We start from the raw sequence: 17184 nt of genomic DNA, 5'->3' as shown, positions 1-17184 counted from the left end.
GGATGCGTCAATGAGGGCGCCGAACGACTCGCACAAGCGCTTCGGTAGGGGGAAGCAACCCTTCCCTGCGGGGAATTGATCTCCAGTGAGCGGAGCGCCTCGGCTGCGATGAGTGACGTACGGACCGATATGAGTGACGTACGGACCGGCGGGGGTGAGGTATGGCCCGGTGCGGGTGACGTACGGCCCGGTCTGCTGAAGGTCTACCTTGGGGCGGCCCCGGGGGTCGGCAAGACCTACCGCATGCTCGACGAGGGGCGACGCAGGGCGGCGCGGGGCGCCGATGTGGTGGTGGGATTCGTGGAGTGCCACGGGCGCCAGGGCACGGAGGCGATGCTCGACGGCCTGGAGGTCATCCGGCGTGCGCCCTGCGCCTATCGTGGCGGGGAGTTCGAGGAGATGGATCTGGCCGCGGTCCTCGCGCGGCGTCCGCAGGTCGCGCTGGTGGACGAGATCGCCCACAGCAACGTGCCGGGAGGCGGCCGCAACCCCAAGCGATGGCAGGACATCGAGGAGCTGCTCGCCGCCGGGATCGACGTCATCACGGCGCTCAACATCCAGCACCTGGAGTCCCTCAACGACGTCGTCGAGAAGATCACGCGGGTGCCGCAGCGCGAGACGGTGCCCGACGAGGTCGTACGACGGGCGCAGCAGATCGAGCTCGTGGACATTCCGCCGGAGGGTCTGCGCCGCCGGATGGCGCACGGCAACATCTACGCGCCCGAGAAGGTCGATGCCGCCCTCGCCAACTACTTCCGCCCCGGTAACCTGACCGCCCTGCGCCAGCTCGCCCTGCTGTGGGTCGCCGACCGGGTCGATGAGGCGCTGCAGTCGTACCGCTCCGAGCACGGCATCGGCGGGGTGTGGGAGACCCGGGAGCGGGTCGTGGTCGCGCTCACCGGGGGGCCCGAGGGGGACACCCTCATCCGGCGGGCCGCACGCATCGCCGACCGGTCGGCCGGTGGCGATCTGCTCGCCGTACACGTGACCCGCAGTGACGGTCTCGCCGCGGGCGCCTCGTACGCTTCCCTGGCCCGGCAGCGGCGGCTCATCGAGGACCTCGGCGGGAGCTACCACTCGGTCGTCGGTAACGACGTGGCCACCGCCCTGGTCGAGTTCGCCCGCGTGGAGAACGCCACCCAACTCGTCCTGGGCACCAGCCGCCGCGGCCGCCTCGAACGCTTCGTCACCGGGCGCGGCACCGGCGAGACGGTCGTCGGCCTCTCCGGTGACATCGACATCCACACGGTCACGCACGAACGCGCCGGACGCGGCACGCTGCTGCCCTCCCGCCGCCGTACCCTCTCGACCGTACGCAGAATCGCGGGCCCGGTGGCCGGACTGCTGCTGCCCGTGGCACTCACCCTCCTGCTGAATCCGGACACGGCACGCGACAGACTCAACCTCACCAGCGAGGCCCTGCTCTTCCTGCTCACCGTGGTGGGTGTGGCCTGCATAGGCGGTGTTGTGTCGGCGGTGATCGCGTCGGTGACGGCGTCGCTGCTGCTCAACTACTGGTTCATCCCGCCCGTCGGCCGGTTCACCCTCGACGATCCGAACGCGCTGCTGGCCCTTGCGGTCTTCGCGGTGGTGGCCGCCGTGGTCGCCGGCGTCGTCGATCGCTCCCTGCGCCTGTCGCGGCGCTCGGCCCGTGCCACCGCGGAGGCGGAGACCATGTCCTCGCTCGCCGGCACCATCGTGCGCGGGGGTGCGACGATCCCGGCGCTGGTGGAACGGACCCGCGAGACGTTCGGGATGGACTCCGCGGAGCTGGTGGACGAGCCGCCCGGAGAGGACGGCGTCACGGCCGTGCCCGCGGGGCCCGGCGCCTTCCTGGTCTTGCGCGGTCGCACCCTTCCGTCGTCCGAGCGGCGCGTCCTTGCGGCCTTCGCCGCGCATGTGGGGTCCGCCGTCGAGCGGGCCAGGCTCGCGGAGGCCGCCGCCGAGGTGGAGCCGGTCCGGGCCGCCGACCGGATGCGTACGGCGCTGCTGCGGGCGGTCGGCCACGACCTGCGCACCCCGCTCGCCGCCGGCTGGGCCGCCGTCGCCTCGCTGCGCAGCCGTGACGTCGAGTTCTCCGCCGCGGACCGCGACGAACTCCTCGCCACCGCCGACGAGTCGATGGCCAAGCTGAACCGGCTGGTGGAGAACCTGCTCGACCTCAGCCGTCTGCAGGCGGGGGCGCTCACGCTGAACCTGCGGGCCACGGCATTGGAAGAGGTTCTCCCGGCCGCGCTGGCCGACACCTCCGAAGTCGAGGTAGGGGACCTGGAGAAGGTTCCGGCCGTGCTGGCCGACCCGCCCTTGCTGGAGCGGGTGATCGCCAACCTCGTCGCCAACGCCGCCCGGCACAGTCCGGCCGGGCGCAAGGTACTGCTGACCGCCAGCGCCCACGCGGGCCGCGTCGAAGTCCGTGTCGTCGACCGGGGCCCCGGCCTGCCGCCCACCGACCGCGAGCGTCTCTTCGAACCCTTCCAACGCCTCGGCGACACCGACAACACCACCGGACTCGGTCTGGGCCTGGCACTCTCGCGGGGCCTGACCGAGGCGATGGACGGCACGCTCACCCCGGAGGACACTCCTGGCGGGGGCCTGACCATGGTGCTGTCCCTGCCCTTCGCCGAGCGGGCGGAGCACCCTGGTGGTACGCAGAGCGTAGGAGGCAGCGTATGAGCCCCGAAAGGCGTACCAGGACGCGGGGCTCGGAGCCGTCGCGTCGAGCGAGGGAGGTGACGGCGTGATGACCGGTTATCCGCTCCGGGACCGGCTCGCCCTGGTGGCGGGCCTTGTGGCCCCCTTCCTGGTGGCGCTCGTCCTGGTGCCCTTCCGTACGGATCTCTCGCGCGCGAACGCGGCGCTGATCCTGGTCGTGGTGGTCGTCGCGGTAGCCGCCCTCGGGAACCGCCTGGCAGGCGCGCTCGCGGCGCTTTCGGCCGCGGCCTGGTTCGACTTCTTCCTCACCCGTCCGTACCAGACCTTCGACATCACCGCGGCCGGCGACATCGAGACGGGCGTCCTGCTGCTGGTTGTCGGCCTGATCGTGTCCCAGCTCGCCGCCCGCGCACTCCGCCTCGAAGTGATCATCGTGACGGACGCGGGTTACCTCGCCCGTCTCCATGAGACGGCCGATCTCGCCCAGTCGGCGAAGTCCTCGGACACCGTGGTCGACCACGTCCGTCGCGAACTGACCGAACTGCTCGATCTGCGCGGCTGCCGCTTCGAGTACGGCACCCTCATGGGCCAGCCGCCACGCCTGGAACAGAGCGGGAACGTGGCGGTCGGGCGGCGGCGCTGGGATGTCGACGCCAGCGGCTGGCCGGACGGCGAGATCGAGCTGCGTACGTACGGCAACGGCCAGTACCGCGGCCGCTTCATGCTCACCCCCGGCCCGGGCCCCGTACCCCCGCTCCAGGCCCGTCTGGTCGCGGTCACCCTCGCGGATCAGACGGGCGCGGCCCTCAACACGGCGGGACCGGCGAAGGACGGTTGACACCGGGGAGTGTGTGGGCGTGCGATGCCAGGGCAGCAGTCACGTCGGCACGGCTGACGGACGCATACGGGACGAGATGACGGACGCATACGGAACGTTGACGCCGAACCGTTGCCCACCCGGAACCGGGTGCGTCCGCGCTGCCGTTCTTGACTGGTGTGACGTCAACTCTTCACCTTCATACGGAACTTGGCCCCCGCTCTCAGCACATGGTGATCTGCGGCGACGACGGGCTCGCACACCGGCTCGCCGTCGAACTGGACGCCGTGTGCGGCGAGGCCGTCACCGTCGTATTACGCTCCCGGCGCGATGAGTACGGCGCGGAGATCGCCGCACTGCACCGGGATCCGCACTCGCCCATCGAGCTGCTGGTGTCGACGCACCCGGATGAACAGACCCTGCGTGCAGCGGGCGTGCAGCGGGCCGCGGCCCTCGCGCTGACCTATCGCGACGACCAGGTCAACATGACCGCGGCGCTCATGGCCAGGGGCCTCAACCCCTCCATACGCCTGGTCATCCGCATGTTCAACCGTGAGCGCGGCCGCCACTTGGAGCGCCTTCTCGACCGCGCGGCCGCCGAGTTCACGGGCGGGGGCGACGACGATCCCCGGCCGGACATGTCCACCACGGTGCTGTCCGACGCCGACACCGCCGTGCCTGAACTGGTGGCTGCCGCCACGGTCGGCCACGGCCACACCCTCCAGATCGAGGGAAAGGTATTCCGCGGCGTCGTGCGGCCCGCCGGGTCGGCGTCCCGATCGACCGATCTGGCCACGCTCGCAGTGCTCTCCGGCGCGCACGAGGACGACCCGGCGAGCGAGGACAGCGCCGAAACGCCGGGAGAGGACGGCACGCAGCTGCTGCCGGACACCCGCACCGCCTACCACCGCCAGTTCACGCACGGCCGGCTGATGTTCGAGGAGGTCACCCATCACCACGCGCCCGAACCGGCCGCCAGGGAGCGGCGCGGCTCTGTCGGCAGCTGGCTGCGGGCGCGGCTCGCGCACCTGCCGTGGCGGGTCTTCCTCTCCCGCGACGTCCTCGCGGTCTTCGGGGCGCTGGCCGCGATCGTGCTGGCGCTCACGGCCGCCACGGCGCTGTTCGCCGACGAGCATCCATGGTGGAAGAACGTCTACCTGCCGCTGCTGGACATCTTCACCATGGGTGACCCTGCCACCGGAGAGGCCGTGGCCCGCCGGGTGCTGCAACTGATCGCGGGTTTCGTCGGACTCGCGGTACTCCCACTTGTCGTGGCCGCCACCATGAACGCCACCGAGGCGTTCCGCACCGCCTCCGCCGGCCACCCGCCCGCCGGCGACCTGACGGGTCACATCGTCGTGGTCGGTCTCGGCAAGATCGGCACCCGGGTGCTCGCACAGCTGTGCACCACCGATCACGAGGTCGTCGCGGTCGAACGAGACCCGCACGCGCGCGGTGTCGCCCTCGCCCGCGAACTGGGCGTACCGCTGGTCCTGGAGGACGCCGGAGTGCCGGGTGTCCTCGACCGGGCACGCATCCGGCACAGCAAGTCGCTGCTGGTCCTCTCCCGCGACGACGGGGAGAACCTCGACATCGTGATGGCCGCACGTGAGGCCAACCCGGGTGTACGGGTGGTGATGCGGCTGTACGACGATGACTTCGCCGCCACCGTGCAACATACCCTGCGCGCCTCCTACCCCGACGCGCCCACCCGCAGCCGCAGCGTTTCGGCGCTCGCCGCGCCCTCCTTCGCCGCCGCCATGATGGGCCGCCATGTGCTGGGAGTGATGCCGGTCGAGCGGGGCTCGCTGCTGTTCACGGTGGTCGATGTGGCCGGGCACCCCGAGCTCGAGGGACGCTCGGTCCATGAGGCGTTTCGGGAGCACGAGTGGCGGGTCCTGGCGGTCGGTTCCGCCGCGGCGCACCCCGCGTCGTCCTCCGGGGACACCCTCGCCGGAATCCGGTCCCGCCGGCCCGGCTTCGACTGGCGTCCGCCGCACGGGAGGGTGCTTCGGGCGGGCGACCGAGTCGTGCTGGCGACGACGCGGCGCGGTCTGGACTTCCTCATGACCGGGGTGCAGCCACATCCGGTGGACAGACGGGGATGAGGATGGTGTGGCTACCGTCGCCCGCCCGCCCGCCCGCCCGCCCGCCCGCCCGCCCCGCCTGCCGTGTGCGCGTTCGCGAGGACGGGAGTGGGGGGGGGCTCAGTCCAGGCCGGAGACCTTGAACACAGTCAGGGCGGTCTCGCGATCGATCCGTTCCGAGACCTTACGAAGCGCGGTCGCCCCGCAGGTGAGTGATCCGGACGCCGCCGACTTCTGGGCGTCCTCGTCCAGGCGGTGCCACAGCTCGGGGTTGTTCACCAGGACCTGGGGGTTGATCTCGACCCGCGCGCCGAACATGTCCCGCAGGAGGAGCCGCTGCGAGACGCCGTCCAGACAGCGCACCGACACCAGCAGGTCGGTTCGTACCCGCCGCTTCCGCAGCGGCCCGTGTGAGGCCAGCCAGCCTTCGCCCACGCTGACCCTGGGCGGGTACAGCACGAGGAACAGGAGTGCACCGAGCCCGGCCCACAGCGCGCCGCGCAGGGGGGTGAATGTGCCTGCTCCCCAGTCGATCAGCAGCAGAAAGGTGAGGAGTGCGGCCGCACAGCGGATCGAGCTGCGCAGATCCCCTGCCCAGCGGCGGTCGTGCGTCACCTCCGCGGGTGGCTCTGCAGGAATGTGGACCGCGTCGTGTCGCGCGTCGTTGCGGCGTCCCATAATGCCGACGGTAGAGACCCGGAGAACCAGGCCCCCACACTTTGACGCGACTCTGATGAGCGCTCTGCGCGTCCTTGACGCCCAGGTTGTGGTGCGTGCCGTGGGGACGGAATTCGCCCGGGCGGGAGTCGTGTGGGGCACGCGGCCGTCAAGGCCGCGTCAAGGTCCAGGGGTTCGGCGCGAAGAAGGCGCAAGGAAGGGTCGGAGCCTGCCGGACATGGACAGAACCTGGACGCACCCGCGCACCGCCTCCCCGCGTGCGCGGGCTTTTTCGTGCAGTTCGTGAAGGAGCCCGTGCCCCATGTCTGTCCTGACCGCAGCGCCCGGCGCAGCCCCCGCGGACGAGGAGCCGCCGGATAGCGGCGAGCCCCATCGCCTCACCGCCGTCACAGGTCTGGCCGCGCTGTCGCTGGACGCGATGGCGTCCGTGGCGTACGGCCCGGAGGCGATCGTCCTGGTGCTGGCCGCGGCGGGCGCGCACGGTCTCGGTTTCACGCTGCCTGTGACGCTGGCCATCGCCGGGCTGCTGGCGGTGCTGGTCGCCTCGTACCGGCAGGTGATCGCCGCATTCCCGGACGGCGGCGGGTCGTACGCCGTGGCCAGAACCCACCTGGGCGCGCGTACGAGTCTCGTGGCTGCGGCCTCGCTGGTCCTGGACTACGTGCTCAACGTGGCGGTCGCCGTCACCGCCGGGGTGGCGGCGCTGACCTCGGCGTTCCCTGAGCTGTACGGCGACCGGCTGTGGCTGTGCCTGGCCGTGCTGGTGCTGATCACGGGCGTGAACCTGCGTGGCATCGTGGAGTCGGCGCGCGCGTTCATCGTGCCGACGGCGGTCTTCGTCGTGTCGATCCTGGTGCTCATCGCTGTCGGTCTCTTTCGGTCCGCGCCCGTCAGCACCGCGGCCGCGGCCGGGCATGCCTCCGTTCTCGCCGACAACGCCACGACCGTGGGCACGCTGCTCCTGCTGAAGGCCTTCGCCTCCGGGTGCAGCGCGCTCACTGGTGTGGAGGCGCTGGCCAACGCCGTGCCGTCCTTCCGCGTCCCGCGGGTGCGCCGGGCCCAGCGGGCGGAGGTGGCGCTCGGGGCCGTCCTCGGGGTGATGCTGGTCGGCCTGTCGGTGCTCATCTCGCGCTTCCACCTCCAGCCGGTGGAGGGCGTCACGGTCCTCGCTCAGCTTGCGGACGCCTCGCTCGGCCACAACTGGGCTTTCTACGTCATCCAGTTCGCCACGATGATCCTGCTGGCGCTCTCCGCGAACACCTCCTTCGGCGGCCTGCCCGTGCTGCTGAAGCTGCTGGCCCGCGACAACTACCTTCCGCACGTCTTCGCCCTGAAGGCAGACCGGCAGGTTCACCGTCACGGTGTGCTCGTGCTGGCCCTGGTGTCGGCGGCCCTGCTCGTGTTCTCCGGCGGCGAGACCAACACCCTGGTGCCGCTCTTCGCCATCGGCGTCTTCATCGGCTTCACGATCGCGCAGGTCGGGATGGTCCGGCACTGGCGTGGTGAGCGGGGGAGGGGGTGGCGGGGCAAGGCTCTGCTGAATGCTTTCGGTGCCGTGCTCGCCGGTGTCTCGGCGGTCGTGGTGACGGCGACCAAGTTCGAGGAGGGTGCCTGGCTGATAGTGATCGCCGTGCCGCTGCTGGTGGCGGCCTTCGAGACGGTGCACCGGGCGTACGCCATGATCGGGGAGCGACTGGGCCTGGGCCGCGTTCCCGAGCCGCCGCACCGCGACCGTTCACTGGTGATCGTGCCCGTGTCGAACCTGTCCCGGCTCACTTGCGAGGCGATCAACGCCGCCACGTCGCTCGGTGACGAGGTGCGCGCCGTCACCGTGTGCCATCCCGACGCCGAGGACCGCGCCCAGGTCGCGGCCCTGGAGCGCGCTTGGGAGGAGTGGAACCCCGGGGTCCCACTCGTTCGGCTTGCTTCCGAGCGCCGGGCACTCGGCCGCCCTGTAGCGTCGTATGTGCGTCGTACAGCGGTCTACGAGCCCGGCACCCGCATCACCGTGCTGATCCCCGAGGTCGAGCCCGACCGCCTGTGGCAGCGGCTGCTGCAGAACCAGCGGGGCGCGGTCGTCGCCCACGCGGTGCGGAGGGACACGGACGCGGCGATCTGCCGGTTGAGGTTCCGGCTCTCGTGACGCTCACCTTGACGGCCCACACCCCGTTGGCGCGGGTTCTCGGCGTTTCAGGCGGACGAGGCTATGGGTTCCCGCAGATGGATGAGTCGGCCGTAAGAGTTCCGTCAAAGGTGTACGAGGCTCCGTATAGGAGGCGTCAACGGCGCTCGAAATCGGCCAGAGAGGCGGTTTCCTCTACCCGTCCGTTCCATTATTCCGAACCTCATCCAGGAGCTCACGATGGCCGATGTGGCCTTCGTTGTCACCACGATCGCGGTGTTCGCGCTGGTGGCCCTCGTCGCCAAGGGGGTGACGAAGCTGTGACCGCCGAGAACATTGTCGGCCTGGTCGTGGCCGTCGCCCTGCTGGGCTATCTCGTCCTCGCCCTCGTCTTCCCGGAGAGGTTCTGAGTCTCGACATGAGTCCCGTCCTCGCCGGCGTGCTCCAGCTTCTCGCCCTGATAGCGGCGCTGGCTCTCGCCTACATCCCGCTTGGCGACTACATGGCCAAGGTCTACTCCTCCGACAAGCACTGGCGTGTCGAGAAGTGGATCTACAAGGGTATCGGTGCCAATCCGAACACGGAGATGCGCTGGCCCGCGTATCTGCGTGGTGTCCTCGCCTTCTCCGCGGTCAGTGTCCTCTTCCTCTATCTGCTGCAGCGGCTCCAGGGCCATCTGCCCGGCTCGCTCGGTTTCTCCGCGATCGACCCGGACCAGGCGTTCAACACTGCCGCGTCCTTCGTGACGAACACCAACTGGCAGTCGTACTACGGCGAGCAGGCCATGGGCCACGTCGTGCAGACCGCCGGTCTGGCCGTGCAGAACTTCGTCTCCGCTGCTGTCGGTATCGCGGTGGCCGTCGCGCTCGTGCGCGGCTTCTCGCGTTCGCGCACCGGTGAGCTCGGCAACTTCTGGGCCGACCTGGTGCGTGGCACGATCCGTATCCTGCTGCCGCTCTCGGTGGTGGCCGCGGTCGTCCTGGTGGCCTGCGGTGCGATCCAGAACTTCTCCGGGATTCACTCGGTGGGCCAGTTCATGGGCGGCTCGCAGCAGTGGAACGGCGGCGCGGTCGCCTCGCAGGAGGCCATCAAGGAGGTGGGCACCAACGGTGGCGGTTACTTCAACGCCAACTCCGCGCACCCCTTCGAGAACCCGACTCCGTTCACGAACCTTTTCGAGATCTTCCTGCTGCTGGTCATCCCGTTCGCGCTGACCCGCACCTTCGGCCGGATGGTCGGCTCGCTCAGGCAGGGTTACGCGATCCTCGCCACCATGGCCACGATCTGGGTCGGTTTCGTCGCCCTGATGATGTGGACGGAGTTCGCCCACCACGGCCCGGCGTTCCAGATCGCCGGCGGTGCGATGGAGGGCAAGGAGAGCCGCTTCGGTGTGGGTGCGTCCTCGATCTTCGCGGTGTCCACGACCCTGACCTCGACCGGTGCGGTGGACTCCTTCCACTCGTCGTTCACCGGTCTCGGCGGCGGCATCACGATTTTGAGCATGCAGCTCGGCGAGATCGCGCCGGGCGGTACCGGGTCCGGGCTCTACGGCATCCTGATCATGGCGGTCATCGCGGTGTTCATCGCCGGTCTGATGGTCGGCCGCACCCCGGAGTACCTGGGCAAGAAGATCGGCACCCGTGAGATCAAGTTCGCGGCCTGCTACATCCTCATCACCCCGGCTCTGGTGCTCGTCTTCACCGCCGCGGCGATGGCGCTGCCCACTCCGGGCCACTCGATGACCAACAGTGGGGCGCACGGATTCTCCGAGATCCTGTACGCCTACTCCTCGGGCGCCAACAACAACGGTTCGGCCTTCGCGGGTCTGAACGCGGACACGCAGTGGTTCAACAGCACGATCGGTCTCGCGATGCTGCTGGGCCGGTTCCTGCCGATGGTGTTCGTGCTGGCGCTGGCGGGCTCGCTCGCCGAGCAGAAGCCGGTCCCCGCCACCGCGGGCACCCTGCGCACCGAGAAGCCGCTGTTCACCGGTCTGCTGGTGGGCGCGATCCTGATCATCACCGGTCTGACCTACTTCCCGGCGCTCGCGCTGGGTCCGCTGGCCGAGGGGCTGGCGTCATGACCACCGACGTAACGAACCAAGAGGACGAGATGTCCACAGCCACTCCGACCCGGGCGCCGCACAGTGATGTGCCGACCGGCCACAAGTCCGACGAAGGCCGTGTCGGTGCGGGTCTGTTCGACCCGCAGCAGCTGCTGAGGTCGCTGCCGGACGCCTTCCGCAAGCTCGACCCGCGGGTGATGGTCAAGTCGCCCGTGATGTTCGTGGTGCTGGTCGGCTCGGTCCTGACGACGGTCTTCTCCTTCAAGGACCCGGGCGACTGGTTCGGCTGGGCGATCAGCGCCTGGCTGTGGCTGACCGTGATCTTCGCCAACCTGGCGGAGGCGGTGGCCGAGGGCCGCGGCAAGGCCCAGGCGGACACGCTGCGCAAGGCGAAGACGGACACCGTCGCGCGGCGCCTGAGTGGCTCCGCCGAGGAGCAGGTGCCCGGCACCGAACTGCGCGTCGGTGACCTGGTCGTGTGCGAGGCGGGCGACATCATTCCCGGCGACGGTGACGTCGTCGAGGGCGTCGCGTCCGTCGACGAGTCGGCCATCACGGGTGAGTCGGCTCCGGTCATCCGGGAGTCGGGCGGCGACCGCAGTGCTGTGACCGGCGGTACGAAGGTCCTCTCCGACCGGATCGTCATCAAGATCACGACGAAGCCCGGTGAGACCTTCATCGACCGGATGATCGCCCTGGTCGAGGGCGCGGCCCGGCAGAAGACCCCGAACGAGATCGCGCTGAACATCCTGCTCGCGTCCCTCACGATCGTCTTCCTGCTCGCGGTGGCGACCCTGCCGCCGTTCGCGGACTACGCGGGCACGCACCTGACCATGGTCGTGCTGGTGGCCCTGCTGGTCTGTCTGATCCCGACGACGATCGGCGCGCTGCTCTCGGCGATCGGTATCGCGGGCATGGACCGACTGGTGCAGCGCAACGTGCTGGCCATGTCCGGCCGTGCGGTCGAGGCGGCGGGCGACGTGTCGACCCTCCTCCTGGACAAGACCGGCACCATCACGCTCGGCAACCGTCAGGCTTCGGAGTTCGTGCCGGTGACCGGCACGACCGAGGCGGAGGTGGCGGATGCCGCCCAGCTCTCCTCGCTGGCCGACGAGACGCCCGAGGGCCGCTCCATCGTCGTCCTGGCGAAGGAGAAGTACGGGCTGCGCGAGCGCCACCAGGGCGAACTCGCGGGCGCCGAGTGGATCGCCTTCACCGCCCAGACCCGGATGTCGGGTGTGGACGTCGACGGGCGCATGATCCGCAAGGGTGCGGCCGGTTCGGTCGTGGCCTGGGTCTCGGAGCGGGGCGGCGAGGTGTCCGCGGACGCCGCCACCCTCTCCGACCGCATCTCCCAGGCGGGCGGTACCCCGCTGCTGGTGGCCGTCGAGGACACCGAGGGCGCGCGCGTCCTCGGGGTGATCCACCTCAAGGACGTCGTCAAGGAGGGCATGCGCGAGCGGTTCGACGAGCTGCGCCGGATGGGCATCCGCACGGTCATGATCACGGGTGACAACCCGCTGACGGCCAAGGCGATCGCGGACGAGGCCGGCGTCGACGACTTCCTCGCGGAGGCCACTCCCGAGGACAAGATGGCGCTCATCAAGCGTGAGCAGGCCGGCGGCAAGCTGGTCGCGATGACCGGCGACGGCACCAACGACGCCCCCGCGCTGGCCCAGGCGGACGTCGGCGTGGCGATGAACACGGGTACGTCGGCCGCCAAGGAGGCCGGCAACATGGTCGACCTCGACTCCAACCCGACCAAGCTCATCGAGATCGTCGAGATCGGCAAGCAGTTGCTGATCACCCGGGGCGCGCTGACGACGTTCTCCATCGCCAACGACGTCGCGAAGTACTTCGCGATCATCCCGGCGCTGTTCGCGGCGGTCTACCCGGGCCTGGACAAGCTGAACATCATGCACCTGTCCTCGCCCGACTCCGCGATCCTGTCGGCGGTCATCTTCAACGCGCTGATCATCATCGCGCTGGTGCCGCTGGCCCTGCGGGGTGTGCGGTACCGGCCCATGAGCGCCGACCGGATGCTGCGGCGCAACCTCGGGATCTACGGCATCGGCGGCCTGATCGCCCCCTTCATCGGCATCAAGATCATTGACCTGCTCATCTCCCTCATCCCCGGAATCGGCTGATCGCCATGAACAACTCGGTTACGAACACGGCCCGGTTGCTCTGGGCCGGCCTGCGGGCCCTGCTGGTCCTCACCGTCGTCTGCGGGGTGATCTACCCGCTCGCCGTCACCGGCGTCGCCCAGGGCCTCTTCTCCGACAAGGCCAACGGCTCGGAGATCAAGGCGGACGGGAAGGTCGTCGGCTCCTCGCTGATCGGCCAGTCCTACAACCTGCCGCTGAAGAAGGGTCAGGAGACGCCGGACGCCGACCTGAAGTGGTTCCAGGGACGCCCCGCCAACGGTCTGGGGACGAACTCGGTCAACACGCAGTACAAGCTGATCCTGTCCGGCGCCACCAACCGGTCGGGCGACAACAAGGACCTCATCGACTGGGTGACCGCCGCGAAGAAGGCCGTCGTCAAGGACAACTCGGTGAACGGCTACACGGTCAAACCCTCCGACGTGCCCGCCGACGCGGTGACGTCCTCCGGCTCCGGCCTGGACCCGGACATCTCCCCCCAGTACGCCGACATCCAGGTCCACCGGATCGCGGAGAAGAACGGCCTGTCCGTCGCCCAGGTGCAGAAGCTGGTCGACGAGCACACCGACAGCCGCACCCTCGGCTTCATCGGCGAACCCCGCGTCAACGTCCTCGAACTCAACATCGCGCTCAAGGCACTCGTGGCGAAGAGCTGATGGCTTTAGACGCACCGCACGGGAGTTGGCGACCGAGGATACTCCTCGAATTGCCAACTCCCGCAGCCACGAAACCGGTTCCGCATCGTTCCGGGCCGCCGTACGACAGGAAAGGCGCACAACGATGACCCGGGTACTGGTGGTGGAGGACGACCCTCAGCTCGTCCGGGCCCTCGTGATCAACCTGCAGGTCCGCCAGTACGGAGTGGACCCGGCCCCCGACGGCACCACCGCACTGCGCATCGCCGCCGCCCGGCAGCCCGACGTGGTCCTGCTCGACCTGGGACTGCCCGACATGGACGGCGTGGACGTCATCAAGTCCCTGCGCGGCTGGACCCGCGTACCGATCCTCGTCCTGTCCGCCCGCCGGGCCTCCGACGAGAAGGTCGCGGCCCTGGACGCGGGCGCCGACGACTACATCACCAAGCCGTTCAGCATGGACGAACTCCTCGCCCGGCTGCGCGCCGCCGTCCGCCGCACCGAGGACATTCCACTGGCCCCCGAGACCGTCCTGGTCACCACGGAGCACTTCACCATCGACCTGCTCGCCAAGAAGGCCGTACGGGGCGGGCACGATGTACGCCTCACGCCGACCGAGTGGCATCTGCTGGAGGTCCTGGTCACCAACCCCGGCCGGCTCATCACGCAGAAGCACCTGCTCCAGGAGGTGTGGGGCGCCTCTCAGAGCAACAAGACCAACTATCTCCGGGTCTACATGGCCCAACTTCGCCGCAAACTGGAGATGGACCCTGCTCACCCCCGCTACCTCATCACTGAACCCGGCATGGGCTACCGCTTCGAAAGGTGAGCCCCTGGATGAGTCCCAGACCGGATTCCTGGCTGGGTTCCTGACCGAAATTCCTGACCGAATTCCTTTCGAGACCGGCCCCGGCACCCCACGGCCCCGCCCGTAGAGACGAAGAGAAGAGAAGATGGCACGCGGCAAGCTTCGGATCTACCTCGGTGCGGCACCGGGGGTCGGCAAGACGTACGCGATGCTCTCCGAGGCGCACCGCCGGGTCGAGCGGGGCACCGACTGCGTGGTCGCCTTCGTGGAGCACCACCACCGGTCGCGCACCGAGGTGATGCTGCACGGTCTGGAACAGATCCCCCGCAAGGAGTTGGAGTACCGAGGCACCGTCTTCACGGAGATGGATGTGGACGCGGTGCTCGCACGGCAGCCCCAAGTGGCCTTGGTCGACGAGCTGCCCCACACGAACATCCCCGGCTCCCGCAACGCCAAGCGCTGGCAGGACGTCGAGGAACTCCTCGCCGCCGGCATCGACGTCATCACCACGGTCAACATCCAGCATCTGGAGTCGCTGGGCGACGTCGTCGAGTCCATCACCGGTGTCCGACAGCAGGAGACGGTCCCGGACGAGGTCGTACGACGGGCCGACCAGATCGAACTGGTCGACATGTCCCCGCCGGCCCTGCGCCGCCGTATGGCGCACGGCAACATCTACAAGCCCGACAAGGTCGACGCGGCGCTGTCCAACTACTTCCGCCCCGGCAATCTGACCGCGCTGCGCGAGCTGGCGCTGTTGTGGGTGGCCGACCGGGTCGACGAGTACCTGAACGAGTACCGCAGCGAGCACCAGGTCTCGAAGATCTGGGGCTCCCGTGAGCGGATCGTCGTCGGCCTCACCGGTGGTCCCGAGGGACGCACGCTGATCCGCCGTGCCGTGCGCCTCGCGGAGAAGGGCGCGGGTGGCGAGGTGCTGGCCGTCTACATCTCCCGCAGCGACGGCCTGACTTCCGCGTCACCGAAGGAACTGGCGGTCCAACGCACGCTGGTGGAGGAGCTGGGCGGCACCTTCCACCACGTCATCGGGGAAGACGTACCGACGGCGCTCCTGGACTTCGCGCGCGGGGTGAACGCCACCCAGATCGTCCTCGGGGTGTCCCGACGCAAGGGATGGCAGTACGTCTTCGGGCCGGGCGTCGGCGCGACGGTCGCCCGGGAGTCAGGGCCCGACCTCGACGTCCACCTGATCACGCACGACGAGGCGGGCAAGGGACGCGGGCTGCCGGTAGCCCGTACCACACGGCTCGGTCGGTCCCGGGTCGTCTGGGGCTGGCTGGTCGGTGTGGCCGGCCCCGCCCTCCTCACGCTGCTGCTGGTCGGCGTCGCGCCCGAAGTCGGCCTGGCCAACGACATGTTGCTCTTCCTGGCGATGACGGTGGCCGCCGCCCTGCTGGGCGGCCTCTACCCGGCGCTGGCCTCGGCGTTTGTGGGTTCCCTGCTGCTCAACTGGTTCTTCACCCCGCCAGTCCACACCCTGACGATTGCCGATCCGAAGAACATCGTCGCCATCGCGATCTTCGTCGGCGTGGCCGTGTCGGTGGCCTCCGTGGTGGATCTCGCCGCGCGGCGTACCCAGCAGGCGGCGCGACTGCGCGCCGAGTCGGAGATCCTCTCCGTTCTCGCGGGCAGTGTGCTGCGCGGGGACACCAGCCTGGAGGCGCTGCTGGAGCGGGTCCGGGAGACCTTCGGCATGGACTCGGTCGCCCTGCTGGAGCGGGCCAGTGACGTCGATCCATGGACCTGCGCGGGCAGCGTGGGCACGCGAACGGCGGTCGCGCGGCCGGAGGACGCGGACGTCGACGTGCCGGTCAGCGACCGCATGGCACTGGCGCTCTCGGGGCGGGTGCTGCCGGCGGAGGACAGGCGGGTGCTCGCCGCGTTCGCCGCCCAGGCCGCGGTGGTCCTGGACCGCCAGCGGCTGCAGTCGGAGGCCGACCAGTCCCGTGCGCTGGCCGAGGGCAACCGCATCCGCACGGCGCTGTTGGCCGCGGTCAGCCACGACCTGCGTACGCCGCTGGCCGGGATAAAGGCAGCGGTCTCCTCGCTCAGGTCAGGTGATGTGGCCTGGTCGGAGGAGGACAAGGCGGAACTCCTCGAAGGCATCGAAGACGGTGCCGACCGCCTAGACAACCTGGTGGGCAATCTGCTGGACATGTCCCGGCTCCAGACGGGCACGGTCACTCCGCTGATCCGCGAGATCGACCTCGACGAGGTGGTGCCGATGGCGCTCGGCGGGGTCCCCGAGGGCAGCGTGATGCTGGACATCCCCGAGACGCTGCCGATGGTCGCCGTGGACCCCGGCCTGCTGGAACGCTCGGTTGCCAACCTCGTTGAGAACGCCGTGAAATACAGCCCTTCCGACGAGCGGATCCTGGTCTCCGCGTCCGCGATGGCAGACCGGGTGGAGGTCCGGGTCGTGGACCGAGGCCCGGGAATTCCGGACGAGGCCAAGGACCGCATCTTCGAACCCTTCCAGCGGTACGGGGACGCACCCCGTGGCGCCGGGGTGGGTCTGGGCCTGGCGGTCGCCCGCGGCTTCGCCGAGGCGATGGGCGGAACCCTCGCCGTCGAGGACACCCCCGGTGGCGGCCTCACCATGGTGCTCACCCTCCCGACAGCGTCCGGCATCGAGCCGATGCGCCCCGACCTTCCGGTGACCGCCACCTCTTAGCAGTCCGACCAGGGGCGAATGGGACCTTACCGGCGGGTGGTCGGCACGCTGGCAGTCCTGCCGTGGTCGTTCCTCGATGGGAACAGGACCGGGCTCAGCGGGTGAAGGCTCCGGTCCAGTGAGGGTTGTTGTCCATTCTGGACACAATGGTGCCGCGCCTTGAAATGCGCTGGGCTGACGATGCCCGGTCTGTCGATGCCAGGAACCGGCAAGGCCGAACGGTCGTCGTCGTACTCCTCCGCGCGCCTGCCGGCCATCGCGACCCGGCCGCCTCGGGCCGTGTCTCGGCGCGGCGGGACAGCCCGGCCGACTTGGCGAGCGCGGCTGCTGAAATGCCTCACCGGTACCGGCTCGTTCCGGGGCGGTCGACACACTGACACAACACCGAGCCGCGTGAAACAGCAATGTGTCAAAGGGCAGTCAGCGACGCGTTAGCGCCCGGCTCTTTCGCCACCCGCATACC

11 protein-coding genes are annotated in these 17184 nt (G+C 69.6%); 10 read left to right on the top strand and 1 reads right to left on the bottom strand.

Features of this window, described 5'->3' with window-relative positions; all coding sequences use genetic code 11:
- The first annotated feature begins 129 nt into the window (after positions 1–129).
- The 3 genes from OHB41_RS46635 to OHB41_RS46625 all read left to right on the top strand — a co-directional run bounded on the left by OHB41_RS46635 (position 130) and on the right by OHB41_RS46625 (position 5577).
- Positions 130–2673 (top strand): sensor histidine kinase, encoded by a 2544-nt coding sequence (locus OHB41_RS46635; protein WP_266708381.1) that lies wholly within the window; start codon positions 130–132, stop codon positions 2671–2673.
- A gap of 67 nt (positions 2674–2740) precedes the next feature.
- Complete coding sequence (locus OHB41_RS46630) at positions 2741–3490, top strand: DUF4118 domain-containing protein (RefSeq protein ID WP_266707913.1); 750 nt, start codon at positions 2741–2743, stop codon at positions 3488–3490.
- Between the two features lie 209 nt (positions 3491–3699).
- Complete coding sequence (locus OHB41_RS46625; protein WP_266707911.1) at positions 3700–5577, top strand: NAD-binding protein; 1878 nt, start codon at positions 3700–3702, stop codon at positions 5575–5577.
- A gap of 99 nt (positions 5578–5676) precedes the next feature.
- Here OHB41_RS46625 and OHB41_RS46620 read toward each other — a convergent pair whose 3' ends face one another.
- Positions 5677–6234 carry a hypothetical protein gene (locus OHB41_RS46620; protein WP_266707909.1) on the bottom strand — a complete coding sequence of 186 codons (558 nt, stop codon included), beginning with the start codon at positions 6232–6234 and terminating at the stop codon, positions 5677–5679.
- Between the two features lie 301 nt (positions 6235–6535).
- Between OHB41_RS46620 and OHB41_RS46615 the strand changes: the two genes are divergently transcribed.
- The 7 genes from OHB41_RS46615 to OHB41_RS46585 all read left to right on the top strand — a co-directional run bounded on the left by OHB41_RS46615 (position 6536) and on the right by OHB41_RS46585 (position 16721).
- Positions 6536–8377 (top strand): APC family permease, encoded by a 1842-nt coding sequence (locus OHB41_RS46615; RefSeq protein WP_266707907.1) that lies wholly within the window; start codon positions 6536–6538, stop codon positions 8375–8377.
- Positions 8378–8676: 299 nt separating this feature from the next.
- Positions 8677–8766 (top strand): K(+)-transporting ATPase subunit F, encoded by a 90-nt coding sequence (kdpF, locus tag OHB41_RS46610; protein WP_033264828.1) that lies wholly within the window; start codon positions 8677–8679, stop codon positions 8764–8766.
- Positions 8767–8774: 8 nt separating this feature from the next.
- Positions 8775–10439: a potassium-transporting ATPase subunit KdpA gene (kdpA, locus tag OHB41_RS46605; RefSeq protein WP_266707905.1), complete on the top strand. Its 1665-nt coding sequence runs from the start codon at positions 8775–8777 to the stop codon at positions 10437–10439.
- Positions 10436–12568 (top strand): potassium-transporting ATPase subunit KdpB, encoded by a 2133-nt coding sequence (kdpB, locus tag OHB41_RS46600; RefSeq protein ID WP_266700717.1) that lies wholly within the window; start codon positions 10436–10438, stop codon positions 12566–12568. Before kdpA ends, kdpB begins: the two co-directional genes overlap by 4 nt.
- Positions 12569–12573: 5 nt before the next feature.
- Complete coding sequence (locus tag OHB41_RS46595) at positions 12574–13242, top strand: potassium-transporting ATPase subunit C (RefSeq protein ID WP_266707903.1); 669 nt, start codon at positions 12574–12576, stop codon at positions 13240–13242.
- Between the two features lie 124 nt (positions 13243–13366).
- Positions 13367–14050, top strand: coding sequence for a response regulator (locus tag OHB41_RS46590; protein ID WP_266707901.1), 684 nt, complete (start codon positions 13367–13369; stop codon positions 14048–14050).
- A 124-nt stretch (positions 14051–14174) separates the two neighbouring features.
- On the top strand, positions 14175–16721 hold the full coding sequence (locus OHB41_RS46585) for a DUF4118 domain-containing protein (protein WP_266707899.1): 2547 nt from the start codon (positions 14175–14177) through the stop codon (positions 16719–16721).
- Positions 16722–17184 lie beyond the last annotated feature (463 nt).

The organism is Streptomyces sp. NBC_01571, from assembly GCF_026339875.1.
Lineage (GTDB): Bacteria > Actinomycetota > Actinomycetes > Streptomycetales > Streptomycetaceae > Streptomyces.
This window is presented reverse-complemented; position numbering and strand designations above follow the sequence as displayed.

Excerpts from the sequence above, each read along its gene's own strand:
- OHB41_RS46635 (WP_266708381.1), top strand. The coding sequence starts at position 130 with ATGAGTGACGTACGGACCGGCGGGGGTGAGGTATGGCCCGGTGCGGGT.
- OHB41_RS46630 (WP_266707913.1), top strand. The coding sequence starts at position 2,741 with ATGACCGGTTATCCGCTCCGGGACCGGCTCGCCCTGGTGGCGGGCCTT.
- OHB41_RS46625 (WP_266707911.1), top strand. The coding sequence starts at position 3,700 with ATGGTGATCTGCGGCGACGACGGGCTCGCACACCGGCTCGCCGTCGAA.
- OHB41_RS46620 (WP_266707909.1), bottom strand. The coding sequence starts at position 6,234 with ATGGGACGCCGCAACGACGCGCGACACGACGCGGTCCACATTCCTGCA.
- OHB41_RS46615 (WP_266707907.1), top strand. The coding sequence starts at position 6,536 with ATGTCTGTCCTGACCGCAGCGCCCGGCGCAGCCCCCGCGGACGAGGAG.
- kdpA (WP_266707905.1), top strand. The coding sequence starts at position 8,775 with ATGAGTCCCGTCCTCGCCGGCGTGCTCCAGCTTCTCGCCCTGATAGCG.
- kdpB (WP_266700717.1), top strand. The coding sequence starts at position 10,436 with ATGACCACCGACGTAACGAACCAAGAGGACGAGATGTCCACAGCCACT.
- OHB41_RS46595 (WP_266707903.1), top strand. The coding sequence starts at position 12,574 with ATGAACAACTCGGTTACGAACACGGCCCGGTTGCTCTGGGCCGGCCTG.
- OHB41_RS46590 (WP_266707901.1), top strand. The coding sequence starts at position 13,367 with ATGACCCGGGTACTGGTGGTGGAGGACGACCCTCAGCTCGTCCGGGCC.
- OHB41_RS46585 (WP_266707899.1), top strand. The coding sequence starts at position 14,175 with ATGGCACGCGGCAAGCTTCGGATCTACCTCGGTGCGGCACCGGGGGTC.